Source organism: Rahnella sp. ChDrAdgB13 (assembly GCF_017655185.1).
Lineage (GTDB): Bacteria > Pseudomonadota > Gammaproteobacteria > Enterobacterales > Enterobacteriaceae > Rahnella > Rahnella contaminans.
In genome coordinates this window covers 25,634-51,031 of sequence record NZ_JAEMGT010000120.1, presented here as the reverse complement: position 1 = coordinate 51,031, position 25,398 = coordinate 25,634, and the positions used below count along the sequence as shown (strand labels likewise).

Below are 25,398 nucleotides of genomic sequence, written 5' to 3'. Positions count from 1 at the left end.
TTCAATATGACCGTACATAGAATGATAAAGAACCAGTACTTTTGCCATTTTAAACTCCTCATGAGGTGATGTCTGTTCCGTACTTTGTTCCGGTTTCTGACCGGCAATACGGGCGAACAATCCGCTTAAAAATCCCACATTAACTCCTCCGCCAGCACGGCGGTTGTGGTGAGCAAGAGACTCCATCGTCTGCGCACAGGCAGTTAGTTACAAACGCAAATTTTTGAACAGGCTCATCAATTAATTAGGGCAATGATGCAGGCAAGGAGTATTTCGCACCTCTACATACTAGGATAGAAGTGCAGTTTTGGCAGGCGGAGGGGGGCATATAAAAGGTAGTCAGAGTGCATTATTCTCTTTCTTTTTCCCAGCTGACCAGTACTGAGACTTCATCCGGTTGAGCGATGAATTTACTGAGTGTGGCGGTATGACCATCTTTCATTATCACCGACACCGCAACGCCAGTGACACCGTGAGACAAGGGTGTTTCTTCAACACGTTGCAACATTTTCAGGCAAGTAAACTGCTGCTCGGGCGCAAGATGTTTGAACTGGTCGGTGTGGTGTTTTTTCATATCGGCGTCCTTCCGTAAATCTGTCCGTTACGCATTAAAACCAGCTTATGGGTACGCTTGTAATAAATCGCTGTGAAAATACCTTTGCGATAAACCTGAGCATCCGCGTTATCTTCATCAAGGTATGCGGCAGTCCCTTCGATGTACCCTTGTTTATCTGCGGGAAAGATTTTGACATCTATCCCCTTAATGCGGGCATGCACAATTTTCTTAGTGGCCTGAGCATATTGCTTCTCCGAGTTTTCCATCGCCTGCTTCAGCGCTGCACTCTGAATTGCGGTCTGACGGTTCTGTTCCGCCATATAACAGGTATCTTTAGATATGCCCTGCGACTGACAGTCAGCCATTCTGGATGCCTGGGTGGAGCAGCCGGCGAGGAGGGTCAGGGCGGCAATGACTAAAAGTTTTTTCATTTTGATTTACCTGAAGAGAAAGAGGGGAGACGAGTCTCCCTGAATTTGTTACCAGCCGACACTCACGCCAGCGCCGTAGCCGACGTTGCTTTGTGAATCGTCAGACACCGACATTTTCACGATAGTTGAATGGCTTGCATGGAATGAAGCACCGACGGACAGTGCATTCTGTGAATCGTAACCACCGACACCGGCACCGACTGCAAATTGCTGCGACTCCTGCACCTGAGGGATGTTGGCCTGAGCCATGGCAGAAGCAGAACCCGCAGCCGCTTCTTTCTTGTTGCCATCAACCTCCGATTTCAGGTTGTTGAATCTTTTGTTGGTGTAATCATTTGCCTGACTCAGGGTATTCGCATCACCCACCGCGCGACGGTGTGATTCAGCCAATACTTCAGAGTGATTTTGTTTGGCTTCAGCATTCAGGGCAGTGATTTGCTTGTCGTAATACGTTGAGCGAACTTCTTGTTTGACAACCGGTCGTTGAGCAGGTGTTGAAGTGACTTGCCGTACGGTCTGAATTGCAGGATTTTTTTCGGAAGAAGGGTCGCTCTGATCACTCACCTGAGTATCTACAGGGATGTCCGTTGGATCATTGTGCTGATAAGTTGCAACTTCAGCAGATTGCTGAGCGACGAACTTTTCTTTTTTCAACTGCAGAGCTCGTTTGGTTGCCTGTGCTTCTGAACTTCCATGGTCGCCGTCAAGGTGCGGAGTTGGTTCGGAAGCATGCTGGTCAAGTTTGTTTCCAAGATCCAATAAAAGATTTTCATGCCCCTCGTTACGAAGCCCTTCACGTACTGTTTCCTGCTGACTTGTGGTCATATTTATCCAGCTGTCAGCAAAACTCTGATATCCCTGTTTTGTGTAATCCTGTAACAGATCAGCATGTGCAGCTGAGGCTGCAGTCATTCCCATCACAATTCCCGCCAGAACTCTCCGTACTGTAGAAGCGGACACACCAAAGTATCGCGCCAATTCCGTTTTATTAATGTTCCCTGCTGTGTAAGCAGCAATGATTTGTGCGTTGCGTTCTGTTACCTGAGCGTTCATGAGTTTTTTCCGACATTGAAATAAGTATCTGTTAGCGACAAATAAGAAGCGTTATCAGAACGCTGTTTTTGTCTCTTTTCGAAAATCATACATGCCGTGAATGTGACTTGCTTCACGCATTCACCGGTCATTTGACTTATGTCAAGAAACGTAAAGTTATAGCGCTACATGAAGATGTTTCACTTAGCGCGCTTATTTGTAGCTAATGGACACAAATCGACGTGTCTGAAATGTAAAAACATAGGGATTTTCGTAGCGAATAGCGACGGGATGAAATATCTACGGGATTCTTGTACAATGTTCGGGGTTTATAAAACGGGAGATAAGTGGATGGCAGATAACGCAAATGACTTCCTGGACTATGTTCAGCGGCTGGGAATCGAACAACCCGCGTTGTGTATTCTGCTGGGGTTGCCACGCAGCACTTTAAACAAGTGGATAAACGGCACAGTGACACAAATTCCTCAGGTGGCCGTAACGGCAATCAGAATGCTATGGTTTATGCGTGAAAGTGACCCTGAGATGTTTGAAAAGTGGGCCATGGTGCAGGATTTTGGTGTGACGGCGGAGTATGCGGTCAACGACAAGGCGCAGGTATTTTTACATACCATCAGGCGCGAACCGAGTGCTCCTATCAAACGGTTACTGACGAAGTAATTTCTGCTGAAGAAACTTGCGTTAAAACGCTCATAAAGACGGCCACTCTGACCGTCTTTATCAGTAAAAAAGGGTCAGGCACTTTTAGGGACTGTGGAAGGCATTTTGCGTAACTCTTCCATTAATTCGCGGATACTGTTCTTTAATTCGGCGATTTCAATATCTTTCATTGCATCTATTTTTTCATGCAGCGCATAGAGTTCAAGGTCAGTTTTAACGTTGACGTTGGATTCCATTTCGGCGCGGCGACTGTCGTTAATATTCTGGCGTTTCTGGCTCATCATAATTGCCGGAGCCGTATATGCCGCCTGGAATGACAGGAACAGGTTTAATAAAACGAACGGGTAGGGATAGAATCCAGTTTTTTTAATCGCAATATTATAAGTCGTCCAGCCGATGATAATAGCAGTCTGGATGAGTATGAAAGTCCAGGTAGCGATACCGCCGGTAATTGCATCGGCCATGCGCTGACCGAAAGTCTTCTCCTGCTCGCAGTCAGCGGGGTCTGCCAGCAGTTCTTCGTGTTCCTTCTTACTTTGTTTTCTTAATACAGTGAGCTGACGCCGCGATTTTGTATCCATGATGGTGCTTTCATACGGTGATTAGGTTATTTAATCGTAGTCAATAACACCGGATAAAATAGCGCGCAGCCCGCAAAAAAATCTTAATAAGCAGAATAAAGTTTTACAAGGTGTAACCTCTATTCTGACTTATTGTTTTATCGATAAACGTTGACGGCGCGAAGCGTTTTATGTGATGAAAAAATGCCGGTCAGACAACCACGTCAAAAATCATCTTCACCGCTTCGATATTGGTAAAGTTCGCCACGTCTGCCACGAAATCCTCCACATTTCCCTCCATGCCTTTAGCGAAATCTTCCATCGAATGGCAGTAAATATGGCAGGCAGCGATGAACGGGGTATCAGCAGGTGCGCCCGCCTGGATTTTATCGATAGAGTAAGAATGACAATATTCACCCATACGGCTTTTGATCAGCGGCAGATGCACGTCGCGATAGTAATTGTGATCAAAGTAGCCGTTTTCAATGTTTGGGTATAACACGCTGTATTTAATCAATTTCAGTGCAACCTTAATTCAGGATAAAAATTCATTTTAGCGTACAGGTAACAGACGCGCCGCGCGATTTGTGCCCGATGCACTTTATCTGAAAAATCACCCAGTTGATGACATGTACTAAGCTTAAGAGATTAATACTTATTATGGGTTACGCATGGGATTTTTAGGTTGGACAGCGGCAGTCGGAGGATTGCTCTTGATTATGTCACTGGCGTCGGGATGGATTTCCCGCGGACCGGTGACGACTTTTGGATTGTATCTGGCGGCGGGGATTGTCTGCGGCCCCTGGGTTTTAGATTTACTTCATGTCGATCTGGTAGCGTATTCAACGCTCACCGCGCGCTTTACTGAAATCGCGATGGCGGCTTCGCTCTTTATTACCGGCCTCAATCTCCGGTTGCCTTTCCGTTCGCAAAGCTGGCGCGTCGGCGCGGTGCTGGCGTTCCCCGCGATGCTGCTGACGGTGTTATGCGTGACCGTGATTACGCATTACATCACCGGAATGTCCTGGCCACTGGCGCTGGCGTTGGGGGCGATTATCGCGCCGACGGATCCGGTTCTGGCGAGCATGATTGCGGTCAACGATGCGAATGACGATGACGGCCTGCGGGTTGCATTGTCGAGCGAAGCAGGAATGAATGACGGCTCGGCGTTGCCGGTTCTGATGCTGGCGTTAATGTTGTTTACCGCGCACGAAGGGTTGTCATCAGAAGCCGTCTGGCACTGGGCGTGGCGCGATGTTGTCTGGGCACTGCTCGGCGGGCTGGGAATTGGTTTTGCGATGGGGAAACTGGTCGGGCTGAGCGCCACACGTTTTCACAGCAGACAGCGCACGGTTGCGCCGAGTGATTTTCTTGCGCTGGCGCTGATTGCGCTGAGCTATGCCGCCGCGCAAAGCCTTGATGCGTCCGGATTTCTGGCGGCTTTTGCCGTGGGTGTCGGTTTGCGCAGCGCCGAGGTGCGCGTGGTGTCGCTGCATCCGCCGGAAGATCTGGAAGAAGGGCGGCGTCCACCGCCAGCGGAAGGGATGGTGAATCCGCATCAGCGCCACAATATGCAGGCGGAAATGCCGCAAAATTCTATCGGGCTGATGGTTGGCGATGCACTCTCATTCGGCGATACCATCGAACGGCTGTTTGCCGCCGGGATTGTGATGGTGTTGGGGATTACGCTGGCGGAACACTGGGAACCAATGGGCCTGCTGATCGCCGCGATTTTGTTTATCGTTGTCCGCCCGCTGGCCGTTTATCTCACGACGCTTGGCATCCGCGTGCCGCACGGACGGCGGCTGATGATAGGCTGGTTTGGTATCCGTGGCATCGGCAGTATGAATTACATCGCTTACGCCTGGACGCACGGACTGCACGGCGCAGAAGCCAATTACATGACCAACATTGCCTTTACGGTGATTGTTGCCAGCGTGGTGATCCACGGACTGACGGTGTCGCCGGTGCTGCACTGGCGTCAGGCGAGGCAGGCGGCGAGGGCGCATAAAGAATAATAAAGAAGATACAAATGAAAACGGACGCTCAGGGCGTCCGTTTTTACAGGCGCTTCTGGAATGATGTTACCGTCAGGCAATCTGCTTTTTGCCGAGGCTGAGCATAAACAGCACGGCGGCGGAAAGCACCACGGACGGGCCCGCCGGTGTGTCGTAGAAAGCCGAAAACGTAAGCCCCGCGGTGACGGCAACAATGCCAATCACAATGGCGACTGACGCCATCTGTTCCGGCGTTTTCGCAAAGCGGCGCGCCGTGGCGGCAGGAATAATCAGCAGCGACGTGATGATCAGCGCACCGACAAACTTCATCGCCAGACCAATTGTCAGCGCTGTGACCAGCATCAGAATAATCCGCGAACGTTGCAGGTTTACGCCATCGACATGCGCCAGTTCCGGGCTGATGGTCATGGACAGTAACGCCCGCCATTGCCAGCAAAGTACCGCAATCACGATGGTAACGCCGGCGGCAATCATCCAGATATCGCTGTACGTTACCGAGAGCAAATCACCGAACAGATACGCCATCAGATCGACGCGAACGCCGGACATCAGGCTGACCACCACCAGACCGAGTGATAATGCGCTGTGCGCCATAATCCCCAGCAGGGTATCGACGGCCAGATGCGGTTTGCGTTCCAGCGCCACGAGTAAAACTGCCAGCAGTAAAGTCACAGCAATGACGGTGTAAAATGGATTAACGTTGAGCAGCAGCCCAAATGCGACGCCGAGCAGGGATGCGTGAGCCAGCGTATCGCCGAAATAGGACATACGGCGCCAGACGACGAAAGAGCCCAGCGGACCGGCGGCAATCGCCAGCAAAACACCGGCGATCCAGCCGGGTAATAACAGCGCGATCATGCGTCACGACCTCCGGTGTTGCGCAAAATAATCTTCCCTTTTAAGTCGTGGCGATGATTATGGTTGTGGCGGTAAATCGCCAGTTGCTCCGCGCCCCGGTTGCCGAACATCGCAATAAATTCAGGATGCGTGGACACCACTTCCGGCGAGCCGGAACAGCAAATATGCTGATTCAGGCACAAAACCTCGTCGGTTTTCGCCATCACCAGATGCAGGTCGTGCGACACCATCAGGACGGCGCAGCCAAGCTCACAGCGCAGGTTGTCGATAAGGTTGTACAGCGCAACCTGGCCGTTGACGTCCACACCTTGCGTCGGTTCATCAAGCACCAGAAGCTGCGGGCTGTTCAGAAGCGCACGCGCCAGTAAAACGCGCTGGTTTTCACCGCCGGACAGTTTTTGCATCGGCTGATCGAGAAGGTGCGCCGCCTGAACGCGCTTCAGCGCAGGCAAAATGTCGCTTTTCTTCACGCCCGGTTTCAGGCGCATAAACCGACTGACGGTCAGCGGCATCGTCGGATCAAGATGAATTTTTTGCGGAACGTAGCCGATCCGTAAACCCGGCTCGCAGGTCATCGTGCCTTCTGTTGGCGCAATCAGGCCAAGCACAACGCGCACTAACGTTGATTTCCCTGCGCCATTCGGGCCAAGCAGGGTCAGTATTTTTCCGGGTTGCAGGCTCAGCGATATGTTGGACAGCACGCGGCGAGAACCGAAAGTTACCGAGATATTTTGAAGCGTAGCTAATGTGGGCATGTCATAGGGTCTTGCAGAACAAATCGGATGTTATAATATTGCGTTTCGCGAAAAATAACCAGTTTTCCCCCAACACGAAGATGAGTTCACCCCGCATGATACAGAAAAAAAGCGTTAAACGGATGTTACTGGCAGCCGCAATCCTCAGTTCCGGTGCGGTTTACAGCGCTCAGGCCGCCGTTCTGGCCTCCGTTCGTCCGCTGGGATTTATTGCCGCCGCCATTGCCGACGGCGTAATGCCGACCGATGTATTATTGCCGGATGGCGCGTCGCCGCATGATTTTGCGCTGCGACCTTCGGATATTCAGCGTATGCGGACCGCGGATCTGGTGGTGTGGGTGGGGCCGGAAATGGAAGCGTTTATGACCAAATCGGTCGCGCAGTTGCCGCCGAACCGTCAGGTGGAAATCGCCGCGCTTCCGGCGGTGAAACCGATGCTGATCAAAGGCAGCGATGATGATGAACATGACCACGATCATGACGACGGGGACCATCATCACGGCGAATACAATATGCACGTCTGGCTGTCGCCGGAAATCGCCCGTGAGACCGCCATTGTCATCCATAACAAACTCGTGCAGCTCGTGCCGCAGAAAAAGCAACAATTAGATGCAAATTTGTCGCATTTTGAAGAGGGCTTGACAAAAGCTGACAAAAACCTTGGTAGTATTCTGCAACCTGTTCAGGGTAAGGGATATTTTGTTTTTCACGATGCCTATGGCTACTTTGAAAAACACTTCGGCCTTTCGCCACTTGGTCACTTCACGATCAATCCCGAAATACAACCTGGCGCACAGCGTTTACATCTCATTCGAACACAGTTGGTTGAGCAAAAAGCGACCTGCGTTTTTGCTGAGCCACAATTCAGGCCGGCCGTCATCACGGCTGTTGCCCAGGGAACAAAAGTGCGTATGGGCACATTGGATCCGCTGGGGAGCGGCATTGTACTGGGCGCGGACAGCTACGTGAACTTCCTGTCACAGCTGACGAACCAGTATTTGAGCTGCCTGAAGTAAGCTAAAAGGACAGAATTTAAGTGCAGCTGATAGCCCGATCTATCGCTCTGGCGTATAGCAACCTTCCACGGCCCCACCGCATTATGCTGGGGTCGCTGACCGTCGTCACACTGGCCGTCGCCGTCTGGAAACCGTTAGCCTATCACCCGGACAATGACCTTTCCGACACCAAACCGCTGGTTAAAAACATCACGTTAGATAACCAGCAATTGCGTTCGCTGCTTCCCGAAGCCAGTGAACCTATCGATCAGTCGCCTCCGGCTGACGATGATATTCCTCAGGACGATCTGGACGATAAAACCGCGAACGAAGCGGGCGTTCATGAATACGTGGTTTCTACCGGCGATACCCTCAGCAGCATTCTGAATCAGTACGGTATTGATATGTCTGAAATTGCTGCGCTTTCGGACGCTAACCGTGATTTGCGTAACCTGAAAATCGGCCAGCAATTGTCATGGACGTTAAACGATGCGGGCGATTTACAGCGCCTGACGTGGGAGAAATCCCGCCGCGAAACGTACACATTTGACCGCTCCGGCAATACCTTCAAATCTTCACTGGAAACCCTGAAAGGCGAGTGGAAAGACTCGGTCATTAAAGGCACGCTGAACGGCAGTTTCGTGACCAGCGCCAAAGCGGCCGGGCTCACCAGCGGTGAAGTCAGCGCGGTTATCAAAGCGCTCCAGTGGCAGCTCGATTTCCGTAAATTGCAGAAAGGCGATGATTTCGCGGTGCTGATGTCCCATGAAGTGCTGGAAGGGAAAAACGAGCAGAGCGAATTGCAGGCTGTGCATATGCGCTCCGGCGGCAAAGATTATTACGCCGTGCGTGCCGAAGACGGTAAATTCTACGACCGCACCGGCAGCGGGCTGGCGAAAGGTTTCCTGCGTTTCCCGACCGGTAAACAGTATCGTGTTTCCTCTAACTTTAACCCGCGTCGTCTGAATCCGGTCACGGGCCGCGTGGCGCCACACCGTGGTGTCGATTTTGCGGTGCCTGTTGGCACGCCGGTGCTTGCGGTGGGCGACGGCGAAGTGGTGGTTGCGAAAAACGGGGGTGCGGCCGGTAACTATGTCGCTATCCGTCATGGTCGCCAGTACATGACCCGTTATATGCACCTGCGCAAACTGCTGGTGAAACCGGGCCAGAAAGTGAAACGTGGCGACCGCATTGCGCTTTCCGGTAATACCGGCCGTTCAACCGGCCCGCATCTGCATTTCGAAATGTGGATTAACCAGCTGGCCGTCAATCCTCTGACTGCCAAATTGCCTCGTACAGAAGGGCTGACAGGTAAAGATCGCAGTACTTATCTGGCAACCGTCCGCGAAGTCGTCCCTCAGCTGAAGCTGGACTGAACCTCAGGTTTTACTGATTCGCTGCCGTGATTTATTGCAAAATAACTCACGGCACTTATCATTGAACCAGAATTTGTCATAAGAGCCTGAGCATGCAGCCAGAAAAAGAAAAACGATCATCCGTAGAATTTATTCCGCAATTTCAGAAAGCCTTTTACCATCCGCGCTACTGGGGCGTCTGGCTGGGCGTCGGAGCGATGGCCGGTATGGCTTATCTGCCCGCGAAAGTCCGCGATCCGATTTTAGGCAGTCTGGGCCGTCTGGCCGGAAAGTTTGCCAAAGGCGCACGTCGTCGCGCGCAAATCAACCTGCTGTATTGCCTCCCTGAAACGCAGGAAGCGGAGCGCGAACATATCATTGACGAAATGTTTGCTACCGCGCCGCAGTCAATGGTGATGATGGCGGAGCTGGCACTCCGTGACCCCAAAAAAATCACCCAGCGTATCCACTGGCACGGCAAAGAAATTGTCGACCAGATGCAGCGCGAAGGCAAAAATGTGATTTTTTTGGTGCCACACGGCTGGGCTGTGGATATCCCGGCGATGCTGATGGCGGCCAGTGGTCAGCCTATGGCTGCCATGTTCCATAACCAGAAAAATCCGCTGACGGATTATCTGTGGAACAGCGTGCGTCGCCGCTATGGCGGGCGTTTACATGCCCGAAATGACGGGATCAAACCGTTCATCAGCTCCGTGCGTCAGGGTTACTGGGGATATTATCTGCCGGATCAGGATCACGGCGCGGAACATAGCGAATTCGTTGATTTCTTTGGAACCTACAAGGCGACTTTGCCTGCGGTAGGGCGTCTGATGAAAGTCTGCCGCGCGCAGATTGTTCCGCTTTTCCCGGTGTATAACGGCAAAGAGCAACGTCTGGACATTTTTGTGCGGCCACCGATGGATGACCTGGCGACGGCTGACGATATCCAGATTGCGCGCCGTATGAATGAAGAGGTGGAATTGCTGGTCGGGCCTAACCCTGAGCAATACACCTGGATCCTGAAATTGCTGAAAACGCGCAAACCGGGTGAACCGGAGCCGTATTCCCGCAAAGAGCTTTTCCCGAAAAAGTAAGCGTCAAATATCGGACAGACGAAAGAGGCTGAGCAAATACTCAGCCTCTTTTGTATTTGTTATCCTGCTTTTACCGCGCGTTTCAGAAACAGCGCAATCAGCAGTGTTCCCGCTGTACCGGACAGCAAACCAGCCAGCATGAAAATGCCGTAGCCCTGTGCGAAATAAAGTTGTTTCGCCAGTTCAATCCCTGTCGCAAAAACCACAATGGTGATCAGCCCGAGGGCCGCCGCTACCGTGCCTTTGCCCGTCGGGCTGGAGAACAGCGTCAGCCGGTAAAGCCCGGCATTGACCAGCCCCGAGCCCAGCGCATACAGGCTCAGCCCCGCCGTTATCCAGTACCAGGCATGCACCATAAACAGCGCCGCATAAGCGCTGATGCAAAGTCCGAGCACAATCGGCAAAATTCCCAGCCAGACCGGCGTGCGGATATGCACTTTGCCACTGAGTTTACTCAGCGCAACGTTGCCGGTGATAAGCCCTGTGAATACCGGAACCTGAAGCCAGCCGTATTGTAACGGCGTCATACCCGCGTCCTGAATAAGCAACACCGGCGACTGCGCCACCCAGGCCAGTAGCGGCAACGTGATCAGCCCGATCGATAACGAGCCGGTGACCACGCCAGTATTGGTGAACACTTCGCGGTAATCCGCCAGTAAGCGGCGCATCGAGAAACGCCCGTCACGACCTGACGCCGTTTCCTGCATGCCGCGCCACAGGCCCCAGAATGACAGTGCGGAGATCAGCGCAAACAGCGCAAACATCGCTTTCCACGGCGCGTAGTGAATGAACGCCGCACCTGCCAGCGGCCCGAGCAGGGGCGCGATCAGCGTGATATTGGCCATCAGCGCCATCAGCTTTACGCTCAGGGCTTCGCTGAACGCTTCCTGAATGGCGGCGTAACCCACCGCGCCGATAAAGCACAGACTCATGCCCTGTAAAAAACGCATCAGAATAAATTGTTCGATGCTTTGCGTGAATACCGTGAGAAAGCAGGTGACGGTGAAAAAGGCCACGCCCGTCAGCAAAACCGGCCTGCGCCCCAGCCGGTCAGAGAGCGGCCCGAGCAGCCATTGCAGAAGAATTCCGCCACATAAGTAGGCGGTCAGCGAGGTGGAAACCCAGTCGGCGCTGGCGCTGAAATCGCTGATCACCTGCAGCATACCCGGTTGAATCATATCGTGGGCAATATAGGTGGCGAATTCGAACATCACCAGCGACAGCGGAAACAGCCACTGACGCCAGCTCAGCTGAGAGGCGGGTTCAGAAACGGACGACATAGCAAGACTTCTCCATTGCTCAAAATCAGAAAAGCGCGACCCTCTCAGGCCGCGCTAAAAAACGTGCTTACGTGCGGGACTTAGTATTTATTCGCATAGGCCGCAATCGGGTTTTCCAGCGTCCCGGCAAACTTGAGGTTTTGCGCCGGATCCGACAGGTTGATCATCTGCTGATTATTCGCCAGTTGCAGACGGTTCAGGCAGGAATGCGTGAACTCGGCGCCAAACATGTCGTAACGGGCAAATTTCTCTGCCAGCTCCGGATACTGAATCTGGTAATCGCGGACCACTTCCGCCACTACCTGCCAGAACTGACCGGCCGGATAATTGCCGTTTTCTTCCAGGATACGGGCGATAAAGCGGAACACACCCGCAAACACGTCGGTGAAGATCGACAGGATTTTCAGCTCTTCCGGCACGTCAACGGCCAGTCGTTTGGCTTTTTCCGGCAGATGCGCATCCGGGGTCATCACGGCAATTTCTTCCGCGATATCTTTCATAAAAGCGTTAACCGGAATGTTGTTTTCGAAACGCAGGATCAGGTTTTCGCCGTGCGGCATAAAGACCAGATCGTACTGATAAAAACAGTGCAACAGCGGGCTGAGGTAAGCGTGCATGTAACGCTTTAGCCAGTCGCCGGTCGCCAGACCTGAGGATTTGATCATCTCAACAATCAGGGCGTCGCCGCGTTTGTCGGTATGTAAAAGCGCGGCCATGGTCATCAGACGCTGGTTCGGTTGCAACTGAGCCACCGGGTTCTGACGCCACAGCGCGGCAAACATTTTTTTATACGCGCTGTCACCCTTAATCGCCTCTTCGAAATAGTGGTTGTGATAACCCAGTGAAGCCACTTCCTGAAGAATGCTGAAGCCGGTGGATTGCAGGTAGGAATCGTTTTCGACCAGATCCGCCAGCCATTCGTTGATGCCCGGCGTGGTCGCCATGTAATACGGCGAAAGGCCGCGCATGAAGCCCATATTCAGAATCGACAGCGCGGTTTTCACATAGCGGGCTTTCGGGCGGCTGGCGTTATAGAAGGTGCGGATTGATTGCTGCGCGAGATAATTATCTTCGCCCTCACCGAGGTAAATCAGGAACTGGCGGGCGATGTCCGGCGCAAATACCGTCAGTAATTTATTCTGCCATTGCCACGGATGCACCGGCATGAAGTAGTAGTTTTTCGGATCCACACCTTTATCGACCAGATGCTGTGTGAACGCGCAAATCTGCGCATCGCCCAGTTCTTCGGCGATCAGTTTTTCGTAAGGCAAACCTTCCACGCTGGCGAAATGAGCTTTGTCGTGATGCACCGCGACCCAGACCAGTTGCAGCGGATTTGCCGCTTCCGGGGCATAACGCACGTAGTCACCGGCATCAAAACCGATACGGCCATTGTTGGCGATAAAGCTCGGATGGCCTTCGGTCATGCTGGTTTCCACCGTCTGGAAATCAGCTTCAGAAAGTTGTTTTGCGGTCGTGTGATTGTTCGCCAGTTTGTACGCGCTGCTGTAAAGCGTGCTGCTGATTTCTTCCATGTAGGTCGGCAACATCGCCTGTGAAATACCAATCTGACCGGCAAATTCAATGATGAATTTCAGCGCATCCAGCGGTTGCGGCGTGAAGTTATCCAGACGCTGAATGCTGTCGAGATCAATCATCCAGTCGTTCAGCGGTAACTGGCGTGCACGGAAGCGGTATTCAATTTCAGAAGCCGGAACGGCCAGCTGATAATCGGTCCAGGTGCCGCTGTTTTGCAGCGCGACCGGCGCGAGCAGGCGTTCGTGCGTCAGCTCAGACAGGCATTTGCGTAACAGCAGGGCATTAGCTTTCGCCCAGATTTCCGGTTGCAGATGCTGGCCGGATTGCAGCTGAGATGAAGTCATGGTGTTTTTTTCCTTCTGGCGGGCCTGCAAAAAATCCTCGCGCTGGCAGAAAGCCAGCCACGCGGTTTTATGAGTCAGTTGAATTTGTTTCTGATAGCGGAAACCTGCACGCTTATTCAGTTTGTGGATCTTTTCGTTACGTACGTCCGGCTCAACCACCACGCGCGTCACGTCAGGCTGGCTGAACAGATATTCCATCACGGCTGAAAAGACCTGCCAGCTGAAACCGGAAACGGGTTTATCCGCCGGAGACAGCAAAATGTGCATGCCCATATCGCCGGGCTGAACGTCGTAGTGATCGCGTAATGGATCATCCTGCACCGGATAGCATTCGATCAGAAAACGCGGCTGCCCGTCGATTTCGCCCATCAGCGCGGCCAGCGGTTTTCCGGCAGTCAGGTCGCGGTAGAAAACATCAACGTCGGCCACGCTGCTGTTTTGCATTCCCCAAAAATGCGCGTAAGGCTGCGTCATCCACGCATGCAGGATGGCGGCGTCATTTGCCAGATGCAGCGGGCGTAATGTCAGCTGCCCGGCGTCGCGATGGCAGGTGAACAGGGGGGCGGGTATAAGTTCAGACATGGGTTATTTCTCCGTTATCTGTCTGCAAGGCTGCGGGCGCAGAAAGTCTGGAAGGCGATGGATTTTTCCACCGGATAGACTTCCTCGCCGAGCATTTCGCGAATAATGGAACTGTTGCGGTAACACGCCATGCCCAGATCCGGCGTGACGAAACCATGGGTATGCAGTTCGGCGTTCTGGACAAAAATCTGATTGTTCGCGTCGATGCTGTAATTGCGGTTGACGGCGTAACGGCCGGCGTCATCCCACTGAATCCGGTTGTAAATACCTTCGATAAACTGCGGCGGCTGATAACCGTAACCGGTGGCGAGCACCACGGATTCCGTCTGGTGACGATATTCCTGCTGCTGTTCGTGGTGAAGCAGCGTCATCTCCAGCTCGCCTTTGCGGTTACCCGTCAGCGCGGTCAGCTCCGAGTGCGTGTAGAGATCGACATTCAGCGGGCCGTCGAGGCGTTTGGTGTACATCAGGTCGTAGATGTCATTGATCAGGCTGATGTTGATGCCTTTGTACAAGCCTTTTTGCTCGCGGTTCAGCTGGTCGCGCTTGCTCATCGGCAGGGCATGGAAGTAATCGATGTACTCCGGCGAGGTCATTTCCAGCGTCAGTTTGCTGTACTCCAGCGGATAGAAACGCGGCGCGCGGGTCACCCAGGTCAGGTGATAATCGTACTTATCGATTTCTGAAAGCAGGTCGTAATAAATCTCCGCCGCACTCTGGCCGCTGCCGACCACGGTGATGGATTTCGAGCGCTGCATCCGCTCTTTGTTCGGCAGGTAGGCGCTGGAATGATGAACGTTGCTGCCCGCTTCCCGGGCACACGCCGGCATCCACGGCGACGGACCGGTGCCCAGCACCAGACGTTTGGCGCGGTAAATCTGTTTATCGCCGCCCTGGGTCGAACGCGCCTGCACCAGGTAACATTGCGTTGGCGCGTCCCACGTCACCAGCTCCACGCGCGTGGAAAATTGCAGGCTGGTCAGCTGTTCGCACGCCCACTGGCAATACTGGTTGAACTCTTTGCGCATCATGAAGAAATTTTCACGGATGTAAAAAGAGTACAGTTTTCCCTGCTGCTTCAGGTAGTTGAGGAAACTATAAGGGCTGGTCGGATCGGCCAGCGTCACCAGGTCGGCCATAAACGGCGTCTGCAAATGGGCGCTTTCCAGCATCATGCCGGTATGCCAGTCAAAGCCGTCATTTTGATCTAAAAACAGTCCGTTCAGCGCTTTTACTGGCTCCGTCAGACAGGCCAGACCGAGGTTGAACGGGCCGATGCCAATCGCAATAAAATCGTAGGTCTGTTTATCTGCATTCAGTTCAGGGGAATTAAGGCTCATGGTGCAACTCCTGTTAGCGGTTCTTCGCGGCGCTCAGCGCGGCGGCGGTCAGTTCTTTACCGTAATGCGTGATAAGGCTGATCACATCGACGACATCTTCCGTGGTGGTGGTCGGGTTGAGCAGGGTGAATTTCAGGTACTGGCGCTGATGTACTTTGGTTCCGGCAATCACGGCGCTGCCGTCGCGGAAAATAGCTTTGCGGATGTCGGCGTTGATGGCGTCAATTTGCTCCTGACTCATCGACATGCGCGGGACAAAGCGAAACACCAGCGTGCTCAGTTCGGGTTTGTGCAACACTTCAATGTTCGGGTTTTGTTCCATCAGCTGATGGGTTTCGGTGGCGCGTTCCAGCAGCACATCGAAGGATTCACCCAGCGCCTGCTGGCCCATGATGCGCAGCGTCAGCCACATTTTCAGGGCGTCGAAACGTTTGGTGGTCTGGATGCTTTTGTTGACCAGATTCGGCGTGCCTTCCAGTTTTGCACTCAGCGGATTCAGGTATTCCGCGTGGTGAGTGACGTGTTCCAGATGGCGGTGGTCGTTGACCAGAAACGCACTGCAACTCACTGGCTGGAAGAAGGATTTGTGATAATCAACGGTCACGGAATCGGCCAGATGAATACCTTCGATACGCTGGCGATGCTGCGGGGAAACCAGTAAACCACAGCCGTAAGCGGCGTCGGCGTGCATCCAGATTTTCTCTTTGCGGCAGATTTCCGCGATTTCATTGAGCGGATCGATACTGCCGAAATCGGTGGTGCCCGCCGTGGCCACTATGGCAATCGGGATCAAACCTTCTGCGTGACAGCGTTCGATTTCCTGTTTCAGTGCGCTGATATCCATACGGAATTTGTCGTCACAGGCGACCGGCACCACGGCGTCATAGCCGAGGCCGAGCAGGGCGGCGGATTTCTGAATGCTGAAATGGCTGACCTGTGAACTGAAGATGCGCCAGCGGTTAGCTTCCTGCGGCAAACCCTGATATTTGATGCTGTGCTGAGGACGCGTGCGTTTGCAGTGGCTGTCGCGCGCCAGCAACATTGCCATCAGGTTTGATTGCGTGCCGCCGCTGGTAAAAATACCGTCCGACTGTGCGCCAAAGCCAATGCGTGCCAGCGTCCAGTCGATGACCTTTTGCTCAATAAGGGTGCCACCTGCGCTCTGATCCCAGGTATCCACAGAAGAGTTGATCGCACTGATAAAAAGTTCGGCCAGTTGCGACGGAACGACGGTCGGGCAGTTGAGATGTGCGAGGTATTTCGGGTGATGGAAATAAACAGCGTGCTGAAGATATAAATCATCCAGTTCTTCCAGCGCCAGCCGCGTTCCGTCTAATGGTTTGGTTAAATCAATATGGCGAAACTGTTCGGCTAATTCGGCAGGGGAGACACCCGAAAAAGGCTTTTCGGTGTGATTAATATGTGACTTAATTAATTCAATACCTTGCTCAATCTGTGCCTGCCAGTCCGGGGTGCTATTTTGATTAAAGATATAACCCTGATTTTTGCTTAATTTTTCCTGAGCAGGTGTAAGGTTATTCGCGCTGTCCTGCATTAATTCCCAATTATTTATCTGGCTCATTCTGGATCCTTTTAATCTGACCTTTTCATCGGAAGCAGGCGCGGGGCGGCCTCCCGAATGTATTAAGGAAATTTCAGTGAACGTAAGCGTTAGCAGGCAGGGTTTATGCCCACGCCTGTTAAGTGTATGGTTAATTATTTTTCTTTATCAGAAATTGAAGGTTATTTGTCTTGTCTGATTTCCTTTGTGCGGATTTATACAAGGTTTTAACGATTGGGAATCATTATAAATGCAAATCATTATCATTCAATAACGACATTGAACATTTAGCCAATACCTGTGTTTTTGATGTTTTTATGTGATCTCTGTCACATAAAAATGTAAATTTGGCTTTGGATACTCTTAATCCTATGAGAGAAGTCTGTATTTGTTATTCAATTCCGTGCTCTCACCTGTGGCATTTAGGATACAAAAAGTTATATTTAGCCATAATAAGTGCAGGTGTAATTTGTTTTTATCACGAAGGTATTGTTGAGATGCAGGGGAGTATTTCCACCAGATGGCAAAATAATGATTAAATTAAGAACGTTAAATGCCTTCGTACGGCGGGGGAATAAAAGGAGTCAATGCAGGGAAATAAAAAGGCCGATCATAACAATCGGCCATTACGTTATATTTTATTACATTTAGAGATTAATCAACACGCAACAGGCGGCTGGTATTGGTGGTGCCGATGGTGCTCATGACGTCGCCCTGAGTGATAATCACCAGGTCGCCTGAAAGCAGATAACCTTTATCACGCAGCAAATTCACCGCGTCCTGAGCGGCTGCGACGCCGTCGTTAACGCTGTCGAAGAAGACCGGCGTGACGCCACGATAAATGGCGGTCAGATTAAGCGTGTGCTCATGGCGGGACATGGCAAAAATCGGCAGGCCGGAGCTGATACGTGACAACATCAGCGCGGTGCGGCCAGATTCAGTCATGGAGATAATCGCCGAGACGCCTTTCAGGTGGTTGGCGGCGTACATTGCAGACATGGCAATGGCTTCTTCGATGTTATCGAATTCCACGTCCAGACGGTGTTTGGAAACGTTGATGCTTGGGATTTTTTCCGCACCGAGACAAACACGCGCCATCGCAGCCACGGTTTCTGACGGATACTGTCCGGCAGCCGTTTCAGCAGAAAGCATCACGGCGTCGGTTCCGTCGAGCACGGCGTTCGCGACGTCCATGACTTCCGCACGGGTTGGCATCGGATTGGTGATCATCGATTCCATCATCTGCGTCGCGGTAATAACAGCGCGGTTAAGCTGACGGGCACGGCGGATCAGTTTTTTCTGAATACCCACCAGTTCCGGGTCACCGATTTCAACACCCAGGTCGCCACGGGCCACCATCACAACATCGGAAGCGAGAATGATGTCATCCATCGCCGCGTCGGACGCGACGGCTTCAGCACGTTCAACTTTAGACACGATTTGCGCATTACAGCCGGCATCGCGTGCCAGACGGCGTGCGTAGTTAAGATCTTCGCCCGTGCGTGGGAATGAAACTGCCAGATAATCTACGTCCATTTTGGCCGCAGTAATAATGTCTGCTTTATCTTTTTCAGTCAGGGCTTCAGCGGAAAGACCGCCGCCCAGCTTGTTGATGCCTTTGTTGTTGGACAGCGGGCCGCCAACGGTGACTTCGGTGAAGACTTTCATGCCTTGGACTTCGAGCACTTTCAGCTGCACGCGGCCATCATCAAGCAGCAGAATGTCGCCCGGCACCACGTCGGCAGGCAGACCTTTGTAGTCGATACCCACTTTCTCTTTATCGCCTTCACCCTTGCTCATGTTGGCGTCGAGCAGGAATTTGTCGCCGACATTCAGGAACACTTTGCCTTCTTTAAAGGTCGATACGCGGATTTTTGGCCCTTGCAGATCGCCAAGAATAGCCACATGGCGGCCAAGACGGGCGGCGATTTCACGCACTTTGTTGGCGCGCAGAATGTGGTCTTCAGGGGTGCCGTGGGAGAAATTCATACGTACAACGTTTGCACCGGCGGCAATAATTTTTTCGAGGTTATTGTCGCGGTCAGTTGCAGGACCGAGGGTGGTAACAATCTTGGTTCTTCTGAGCCTTCTGGACATGCCTTACTCCGTTAACTGGTGAAGCAATTATTGTGCAAAAAACAGCGGGTCCACATTGGTCGAGGTGTAATTGTAATACAAAAGGGTTTCACCTGTGTGACCCGCTGACCTCATGTCTGACATTTGTCCTGCGCACTTTGCGCGTAGATTTTCCGCCAGACTCCCTATTAAATCGTTGGTGCTCAATTAATATGTTTAATGAATGATTTGCTGCCTGACGCACAGGGTGATGTCATTCAGACAGGTTAGGGACGACAATCCCCTTATCAAAGCGCGATTCTTTCAACGCTTCTTTGACCCGCTTCAGGTTATCTCTGAATTTTGCGCCACGGCGCAAGGTAAAACCGGTGGCGAGCACGTCGATCAGCGTCAGTTGTGCAATCCGCGAGACCATCGGCATATAAACGTCGGTGTCTTCGGGCACATCGAGCAGCAGGGCGAGCGTGGCTTCGTGCGCCAGCGGCGTATTAAAAGAGGTGATAGCAATGACCGTGGCATCGTTTTCGCGGGCAAGGTGCGCGAGTTCCACCAGATTTTTGGTACGCCCGGTGTGAGAAATCAGCACAACGACGTCGCCTTCGCTGGAATTCATGCAACTCATGCGCTGCATAACGATGTCATCGAAATAGACCACGGGAATGTTGAAGCGGAAAAATTTGTTCATGGCATCATGCGCGACGGCGGCGGAAGCTCCCAGCCCAAAGAAGGAAATCTTCTTCGCCTGTGTGAGTAAATCGACGGCGCGGTTGATGGCGGCGATGTCCAGGGTGTTTTTCACCTGATCGAGGCTTGCCATAGCAGATTCAAAGATTTTGCTGGTGTAAGCGCTGACGCTGTCGCTTTCATCCACGTTACGGTTCACATAAGGTGTACCGTTTGCCAGACTTTGTGCCAGATGCAGTTTAAAATCTGGAAACCCTTTTGTGTCGAGACGACGGCAAAAACGGTTTACAGTAGGTTCACTGACGTCGGCCATACGGGCGAGAGTGGCAATACTGGAATGAATAGCAATGTGCGGCGATGCGAGGATAACTTCTGCAACTTTGCGTTCTGACTTGCTCAGAATGTCAAGGCTGGTCTGGATTTTTTCCAATGTATTCATAAGCATGCCACTCATAGGTTTCAACGATTTCTTTGAAAAGAGGAAATCGTTCTGATTTGATGAAAATATACTACGCGCTTCAGGCCGTTGGCAGCGTCAGTCAGGCGAATTTACGGCTTTTTTTGTCAGAGTTTGACCGAGATCTAACTTTCAGTATGGTAAATTCTGTTCAGTTTTGTCATAAAATTACAGAATGTGGTCGGTTTCAAGCAGGTCTGGAATTGGTATGATAAAAACAGGGTTTTATCAGCAAGTTATCACGCTGTCAGATCAAGGTTTACGGCTTACGGGCAATCAGAGTACATTGTTGCTGAAATAAAATTACAATATGTACCCGAGATAATTCGAGTTGCAGCTCACGCAAAGGCAACCAGAAATAGATTAGGTATTCCTGCATTGAGGAGAAGAACATGGCGGTAACTCAGACAGCCCAGGCTTGTGATCTGGTAATTTTCGGTGCAAAAGGCGATCTTGCGCGTCGTAAGCTGTTGCCTTCCCTGTATCAGTTAGAGAAAGCAGGTCACATTCACCCTGACACCCGCATCATCGGTGTTGGTCGTGCGGAATGGGACAAAGCGGCCTATACCGAAGTGGTTAAAGAAGCACTGACCACCTTCATGAAAGAAAAAATTGATCCGGAACTGTGGGATAAACTCAGTGCCCGTCTTGATTTCTGTAACCTTGATGTCAATGATCTGAAGCATTTCAAAGTGCTGGGCAAAATGCTTGACCAGCAAAACCGCGCCACCATCAACTACTTTGCGATTGCGCCAAGCCACTTCGGTGCGATTTGCCGTGGTCTGGGTGAAGCCGGGCTGAACAAAGAACCTGCGCGCGTTGTGATGGAAAAACCACTGGGTCACTCTCTTGAGTCTTCTCAGGTCATCAATGATCAGGTTGCGGAATACTTCGCCGAATCTCAGGTTTACCGTATCGACCATTACCTGGGTAAAGAAACGGTACTGAACCTGCTGGCGCTACGTTTTGCCAACAACCTGTTCGCCAGCAACTGGGATAACCGCACTATCGATCATGTGCAGATCACCGTTGCGGAAGAAGTGGGTATCGAAGGCCGCTGGGGTTATTTCGATGACGCAGGCCAGATGCGCGACATGATCCAGAACCACTTGCTGCAAATTCTGACTATGATTGCCATGTCGCCACCGGCGGATCTGAGCACCGACCGTATTCGTGATGAAAAAGTCAAAGTGCTGCGTTCCCTGCGCCGCATCGACCAGTCAAACGTGCGCGAAAATACAGTGCGTGGCCAGTACACAGCCGGTTTTGTACAAGGCAAAAAAGTGCCGGGCTATCTGGAGGAAGAAGGCGCGAAAAAAACCAGCAGCACCGAAACCTTTGTGTCTATCCGTGTGGATATCGACAACTGGCAGTGGGCTGGCGTGCCGTTCTACCTGCGTACCGGTAAGCGTCTGCCGACCAAATGTTCAGAAGTTGTGGTGTACTTCAAGAGCCCGGCGCTGAACCTGTTCCGTGATTCTTACCAGCAGTTGCCGCAGAACAAACTGACCATCCGTCTGCAACCGGACGAGGGTATTGAAATCGAAGTGCTGAACAAGGTTCCGGGTCTGGAACACAAACATCGTTTGCAGACAACCAAACTGGACCTGAGCTTCACCGAAACCTTCAACGAGCAACACATCGCTGATGCTTACGAGCGTCTGCTGCTGGAAACTATGCGTGGGATCCAGGCGCTGTTCGTGCGTCGTGACGAAGTGGAAGAAGCCTGGAAATGGGTCGACTCCATCATGAATGCGTGGGCAGCGGAAAGTGAAGCACCAAAACCGTATCAGTCCGGTACATGGGGACCGGTGGCTTCTGTGGCCATGATTACCCGTGACGGCCGTTCCTGGAACGAGTTCGAGTAACCGGTCATCCTTTAAAAACGCTGCCTGTGCAGCGTTTTTTTATGACACATCAATTCTTTTAGCAGTTAGGAATAGTAGTATCTCGTCCAATCGGGTGTGGTCGGTTTCTGGCAACGTTTTTTCTTTCTGAAAAGTTGCCAGACCCTGTGGCAGGGGCGCGCCATCAATCACAACGATGCCTGCGGGCATGAACGGAGAACAAGATGAAAAACTGGAAAACAAGCGCGGAACAAATTCTGACCTCAGGGCCGGTTGTTCCTGTGATTGTTATCAACAAACTGGAACACGCCGTTCCGTTGGCGAAAGCGCTGGTTGCCGGTGGTGTGCGAGTGCTGGAAGTGACGCTGCGTACTGCCTGTGCGATGGACGCAATCCGTGCGATTGCCAAAGAAGTGCCGGACGCCATTATTGGTGCGGGTACCGTTCTCAATCCTGAACAACTGGCCGAAGTCACCGAAGCGGGTGCACAGTTTGCGATTAGCCCAGGCCTGACAGACGCTTTGCTGAAAGCAGCCAACGCCGGTTCTATCCCGCTGATTCCGGGCATTTGCACCGTATCGGAACTGATGATGGGTCTGGATGCCGGTCTGCGTGAATTCAAATTCTTCCCGGCGGAAGCCAACGGCGGCGTGAAAGCGTTACAGGCGATTGCCGGTCCGTTCCCGCAAGTGCGTTTCTGCCCGACCGGTGGGATTTCACCGGCGAACTACCGGGATTATCTCGCGCTGAAAAGCGTGCTATGTATCGGTGGATCCTGGCTGGTGCCAGCCGATGCGCTGGAAAGCGGCGATTACGCGCGTATTACTGAACTGGCAAAAGAAGCCGTTGCGGGTGCTGGCGCCGCCGTCTGAATTGATGCGTAAAAACATTAAACCTCCCGCGGGAGGTTTTTTTATGTCTGAAATTCAGCGATTAACGTGCAGCGATAATCTTGATCTCAATTTTGTATTTCGGGTTCATCAGATTTGCCTGCACGGTGCAGCGAACCGGCGCGTTACCCGGAGACACCCACGCATCCCAGGCTTCGTTCATTGCCGGGAAATCTTCCTTGTGAACCAGAAACAGCGTGGCATCGAGAATTTTGCTCTTGTCTGAACCGGCTTCTGTCAGTACGGCATCGATGATGGCCAGCGTTTCAGCGGTCTGATCTTTTGCATTGGCATCCAGATTTTCCGGCACTGCAGTGTAATAAATGGTGTCGTTGTGGATGACCACATCAGACATGCGCGGCTCAGGTCGGATCCGTTCGATAGTCATACTTTTGTGCTCCTGTTAGTCACTTTTTATTGATGGTGGTAAGGGTAACACAAAGGTTTGCTGCGTTGGATTGGCAGATGGCGGTGGCGGTGAGGGCGTTCGGTTGGCATAATCACTGCTGATCCGTACAGGTAGAGAGACAGAGTGACAGACGATTTCGCAACAGACGGCGCACTGGCGCAGAAAATTGAAGGTTTTAAACCCCGCGAACCTCAGCGTCTGATGGCGCAGGCCGTCAGTAAAGCCATCAGCGGTAAGCAAGGCCTGGTGGTGGAAGCCGGTACTGGTACCGGTAAAACGTATGCGTATCTGGCTCCGGCACTGCGTTCCGGCAAAAAAGTCATTATCTCAACCGGTTCGAAAAACTTACAGGATCAGCTGTATTCCCGCGATTTGCCCAAAGTGGCCAGCGCGCTGAATTTCAAAGGCCGTCTGGCGTTGCTCAAAGGGCGTTCTAACTATCTGTGTCTGGAACGCCTGGAGCAGCAATCACTTTCCGGCGGCGATCTCGCCAGTCAGGCACTCAGCGAACTTGCGCATCTGCGTCACTGGTCGAGCAGCACGGAAGAGGGCGATATCAGCACCTGTACCGTAGTGCCGGAAGACAGCTTTGTCTGGCCGCTGGTAACCAGCACCAACGATAACTGCCTGGGCAGCGACTGCCCGCTGTATAAAGAATGTTTCGTCGTCAAAGCCCGCCGTAAGGCGATGGACGCGGACGTCGTCGTTGTTAACCATCACCTTTTTATGGCTGATATGGTGGTCAAAGAGAGCGGCTTCGGTGAACTTATCCCGCAGGCCGATGTGATGATTTTCGACGAAGCCCATCAGATCCCCGATATCGCCAGCCAGTATTTTGGCCAGCAGGTAACCAGCCGTCAGTTGCTGGATATGGCGAAAGACATCACCATCGCTTACCGCACGGAAGTGCGTGATTCGGTGCAATTACAGAAAAGCGCTGACCGCCTGAGCCAGAGCACACTGGATTTTCGTCTGGCACTCGGTGAGCCGGGTTTTCGCGGTAATCTGCGCGACGTGCTCAATCAGCCCGCTATCCAGCGCGCTCTGCTGTTACTCGATGACGCGCTGGAGCTTTGCTACGACGTGGTCAAACTGTCTCTCGGACGCTCGGCCTTGCTGGACGCCGCCTTTGAGCGCGCCACGCTGTACCGCAACCGTCTCAAGCGCCTGAAAGATGTTTCGATTCCCGGTTACAGCTACTGGTACGAATGTAATTCCCGTCATTTTGTTCTGGCACTGACGCCGCTGTCGGTCACCGATAAATTCAGCGAAATGATGAAAGAAAAGCCGGGAGCGTGGATTTTTACGTCCGCAACGCTTTCGGTGAACGATCAGCTCCACCATTTTACCGAACGTCTCGGACTGGACGAAGCCGAAACGTTGCTGCTGCCCAGCCCGTTTGATTACGCCAAACAGGCATTATTGTGTGTACCCCGTTTTCTGCCTGAATCGAACGTGAACGGCAGTTCGAAACAGCTGGCGCGTATGCTGCGTCCGCTGATCGAAGCCAATAAAGGCCGCTGTTTCTTCCTGTGTACGTCACACAAAATGATGCGTGAACTGGCCGAGGAATTCAGGGCCAGCCTGACGCTGCCCGTTTTATTGCAGGGCGAAACCAGTAAAGGCCAGCTATTAGCGCAATTTGTCGAAGCTGGTAACGCCTTACTGGTCGCGACCAGCAGTTTCTGGGAAGGCGTGGATGTGCGCGGCGATGCGCTGTCCTGCGTCATCATTGATAAACTGCCGTTCACCTCGCCCGACGATCCGCTGCTCAAAGCCCGTATTGAAGACTGTCGCCTGCGCGGCGGTGATCCGTTCAATGACGTACAATTACCGGATGCGGTCATCACGCTGAAACAGGGGGTCGGACGTTTAATTCGTGATACTTCTGACCGGGGTGTGATGGTGATTTGCGACAACCGGCTGGTAATGCGCCCGTATGGTGAAGTTTTCCTCAACAGTTTGCCGCCGACGCCGCGCACACGTGATCTTACACAAGCGATACGCTTTTTACAGAACGTGGAAGAGCAGAAATAGCCTTCACGTTATGTTAGGAT

At 52.3% G+C, this 25,398-nt stretch carries 22 protein-coding genes and 1 pseudogene; 8 read left to right on the top strand and 15 right to left on the bottom strand.

Translation table 11 applies throughout. The features are described from left to right. The 4 genes and pseudogenes from J8X26_RS23860 to J8X26_RS23845 form a co-directional block, all read right to left on the bottom strand. A pseudogene (locus J8X26_RS23860) lies at positions 1 to 186 on the bottom strand (hypothetical protein); the annotation flags it as partial. Positions 187 to 349: 163 nt separating this feature from the next. Beyond that, positions 350 to 574, bottom strand: a complete 225-nt coding sequence (locus J8X26_RS23855) for a hypothetical protein (RefSeq protein ID WP_152327044.1) — start codon at positions 572 to 574, stop codon at positions 350 to 352. Beyond that, positions 571 to 987, bottom strand: coding sequence for a hypothetical protein (locus J8X26_RS23850; RefSeq protein WP_152327045.1), 417 nt, complete (start codon positions 985 to 987; stop codon positions 571 to 573). Before J8X26_RS23850 ends, J8X26_RS23855 begins: the two co-directional genes overlap by 4 nt. 48 nt (positions 988 to 1,035) lie before the next feature. After that, the gene (locus tag J8X26_RS23845; RefSeq protein ID WP_244370826.1) at positions 1,036 to 2,040 is read right to left on the bottom strand and encodes a YadA-like family protein; all 1,005 of its coding nucleotides are present in this window, start codon (positions 2,038 to 2,040) and stop codon (positions 1,036 to 1,038) included. Between the two features lie 330 nt (positions 2,041 to 2,370). On the opposite strand from J8X26_RS23845, the gene J8X26_RS23840 reads away from it, so the two are divergent. Next, positions 2,371 to 2,697 carry a hypothetical protein gene (locus J8X26_RS23840; RefSeq protein WP_152327046.1) on the top strand — a complete coding sequence of 109 codons (327 nt, stop codon included), beginning with the start codon at positions 2,371 to 2,373 and terminating at the stop codon, positions 2,695 to 2,697. A 74-nt stretch (positions 2,698 to 2,771) separates the two neighbouring features. Here J8X26_RS23840 and J8X26_RS23835 read toward each other — a convergent pair whose 3' ends face one another. Further along, complete coding sequence (locus J8X26_RS23835; protein ID WP_244370825.1) at positions 2,772 to 3,278, bottom strand: DUF1003 domain-containing protein; 507 nt, start codon at positions 3,276 to 3,278, stop codon at positions 2,772 to 2,774. 190 nt (positions 3,279 to 3,468) lie between these two features. Further along, the gene (locus J8X26_RS23830) at positions 3,469 to 3,774 is read right to left on the bottom strand and encodes an EthD family reductase (protein WP_208952156.1); all 306 of its coding nucleotides are present in this window, start codon (positions 3,772 to 3,774) and stop codon (positions 3,469 to 3,471) included. A 154-nt stretch (positions 3,775 to 3,928) separates the two neighbouring features. Between J8X26_RS23830 and J8X26_RS23825 the strand changes: the two genes are divergently transcribed. Then, positions 3,929 to 5,275 (top strand): sodium:proton antiporter, encoded by a 1,347-nt coding sequence (locus tag J8X26_RS23825; RefSeq protein ID WP_208952155.1) that lies wholly within the window; start codon positions 3,929 to 3,931, stop codon positions 5,273 to 5,275. Between the two features lie 72 nt (positions 5,276 to 5,347). On the opposite strand, the gene znuB is transcribed toward J8X26_RS23825, so the two are convergent. Beyond that, positions 5,348 to 6,133, bottom strand: coding sequence for a zinc ABC transporter permease subunit ZnuB (gene znuB / locus J8X26_RS23820; RefSeq protein ID WP_152327050.1), 786 nt, complete (start codon positions 6,131 to 6,133; stop codon positions 5,348 to 5,350). After that, positions 6,130 to 6,888, bottom strand: coding sequence for a zinc ABC transporter ATP-binding protein ZnuC (znuC, locus tag J8X26_RS23815; protein WP_104921747.1), 759 nt, complete (start codon positions 6,886 to 6,888; stop codon positions 6,130 to 6,132). The genes znuB and znuC overlap by 4 nt, the downstream gene beginning before the upstream one ends. A gap of 95 nt (positions 6,889 to 6,983) precedes the next feature. On the opposite strand from znuC, the gene znuA reads away from it, so the two are divergent. The 3 genes from znuA (at position 6,984) to lpxM (ending at position 10,332) form a co-directional block, all read left to right on the top strand. After that, the gene (gene znuA, locus J8X26_RS23810) at positions 6,984 to 7,904 is read left to right on the top strand and encodes a zinc ABC transporter substrate-binding protein ZnuA (RefSeq protein ID WP_165057807.1); all 921 of its coding nucleotides are present in this window, start codon (positions 6,984 to 6,986) and stop codon (positions 7,902 to 7,904) included. A gap of 20 nt (positions 7,905 to 7,924) precedes the next feature. Beyond that, complete coding sequence (gene mepM, locus J8X26_RS23805; RefSeq protein WP_165057806.1) at positions 7,925 to 9,259, top strand: murein DD-endopeptidase MepM; 1,335 nt, start codon at positions 7,925 to 7,927, stop codon at positions 9,257 to 9,259. Between the two features lie 92 nt (positions 9,260 to 9,351). After that, the gene (gene lpxM, locus J8X26_RS23800; RefSeq protein ID WP_208952154.1) at positions 9,352 to 10,332 is read left to right on the top strand and encodes a lauroyl-Kdo(2)-lipid IV(A) myristoyltransferase; all 981 of its coding nucleotides are present in this window, start codon (positions 9,352 to 9,354) and stop codon (positions 10,330 to 10,332) included. A gap of 59 nt (positions 10,333 to 10,391) precedes the next feature. Here the strand turns inward: lpxM and J8X26_RS23795 are convergent, their stop codons facing one another. The 6 genes from J8X26_RS23795 to J8X26_RS23770 all read right to left on the bottom strand — a co-directional run bounded on the left by J8X26_RS23795 (position 10,392) and on the right by J8X26_RS23770 (position 20,177). Further along, positions 10,392 to 11,612, bottom strand: a complete 1,221-nt coding sequence (locus J8X26_RS23795; protein WP_208952153.1) for an MFS transporter — start codon at positions 11,610 to 11,612, stop codon at positions 10,392 to 10,394. An 80-nt stretch (positions 11,613 to 11,692) separates the two neighbouring features. Then, positions 11,693 to 14,077: a GNAT family N-acetyltransferase gene (locus J8X26_RS23790; protein ID WP_208952152.1), complete on the bottom strand. Its 2,385-nt coding sequence runs from the start codon at positions 14,075 to 14,077 to the stop codon at positions 11,693 to 11,695. 14 nt (positions 14,078 to 14,091) lie between these two features. Further along, a complete protein-coding gene (locus J8X26_RS23785) occupies positions 14,092 to 15,417 on the bottom strand; it encodes a lysine N(6)-hydroxylase/L-ornithine N(5)-oxygenase family protein (protein ID WP_208952151.1) in 1,326 nt (441 codons plus the stop codon). Between the two features lie 13 nt (positions 15,418 to 15,430). Next, positions 15,431 to 16,999, bottom strand: a complete 1,569-nt coding sequence (locus tag J8X26_RS23780; protein ID WP_244370824.1) for an aspartate aminotransferase family protein — start codon at positions 16,997 to 16,999, stop codon at positions 15,431 to 15,433. Between the two features lie 633 nt (positions 17,000 to 17,632). Continuing rightward, positions 17,633 to 19,075 carry a pyruvate kinase gene (pyk, locus tag J8X26_RS23775; protein ID WP_152327058.1) on the bottom strand — a complete coding sequence of 481 codons (1,443 nt, stop codon included), beginning with the start codon at positions 19,073 to 19,075 and terminating at the stop codon, positions 17,633 to 17,635. A gap of 232 nt (positions 19,076 to 19,307) precedes the next feature. Continuing rightward, positions 19,308 to 20,177 (bottom strand): MurR/RpiR family transcriptional regulator, encoded by an 870-nt coding sequence (locus J8X26_RS23770; RefSeq protein ID WP_152327059.1) that lies wholly within the window; start codon positions 20,175 to 20,177, stop codon positions 19,308 to 19,310. A gap of 410 nt (positions 20,178 to 20,587) precedes the next feature. Here J8X26_RS23770 and zwf point away from each other — a divergent pair, with 410 nt between their 5' ends. Continuing rightward, positions 20,588 to 22,063 carry a glucose-6-phosphate dehydrogenase gene (gene zwf, locus J8X26_RS23765; RefSeq protein WP_152327060.1) on the top strand — a complete coding sequence of 492 codons (1,476 nt, stop codon included), beginning with the start codon at positions 20,588 to 20,590 and terminating at the stop codon, positions 22,061 to 22,063. Positions 22,064 to 22,266: 203 nt separating this feature from the next. After that, positions 22,267 to 22,914 (top strand): bifunctional 4-hydroxy-2-oxoglutarate aldolase/2-dehydro-3-deoxy-phosphogluconate aldolase, encoded by a 648-nt coding sequence (locus J8X26_RS23760; RefSeq protein WP_152327061.1) that lies wholly within the window; start codon positions 22,267 to 22,269, stop codon positions 22,912 to 22,914. 61 nt (positions 22,915 to 22,975) lie between these two features. Here J8X26_RS23760 and J8X26_RS23755 read toward each other — a convergent pair whose 3' ends face one another. Then, a complete protein-coding gene (locus J8X26_RS23755) occupies positions 22,976 to 23,320 on the bottom strand; it encodes a RidA family protein (protein WP_101080008.1) in 345 nt (114 codons plus the stop codon). Between the two features lie 144 nt (positions 23,321 to 23,464). Here J8X26_RS23755 and J8X26_RS23750 point away from each other — a divergent pair, with 144 nt between their 5' ends. After that, positions 23,465 to 25,378: an ATP-dependent DNA helicase gene (locus tag J8X26_RS23750; RefSeq protein ID WP_208952150.1), complete on the top strand. Its 1,914-nt coding sequence runs from the start codon at positions 23,465 to 23,467 to the stop codon at positions 25,376 to 25,378. The last annotated feature ends 20 nt before the right edge of the window (positions 25,379 to 25,398 follow it).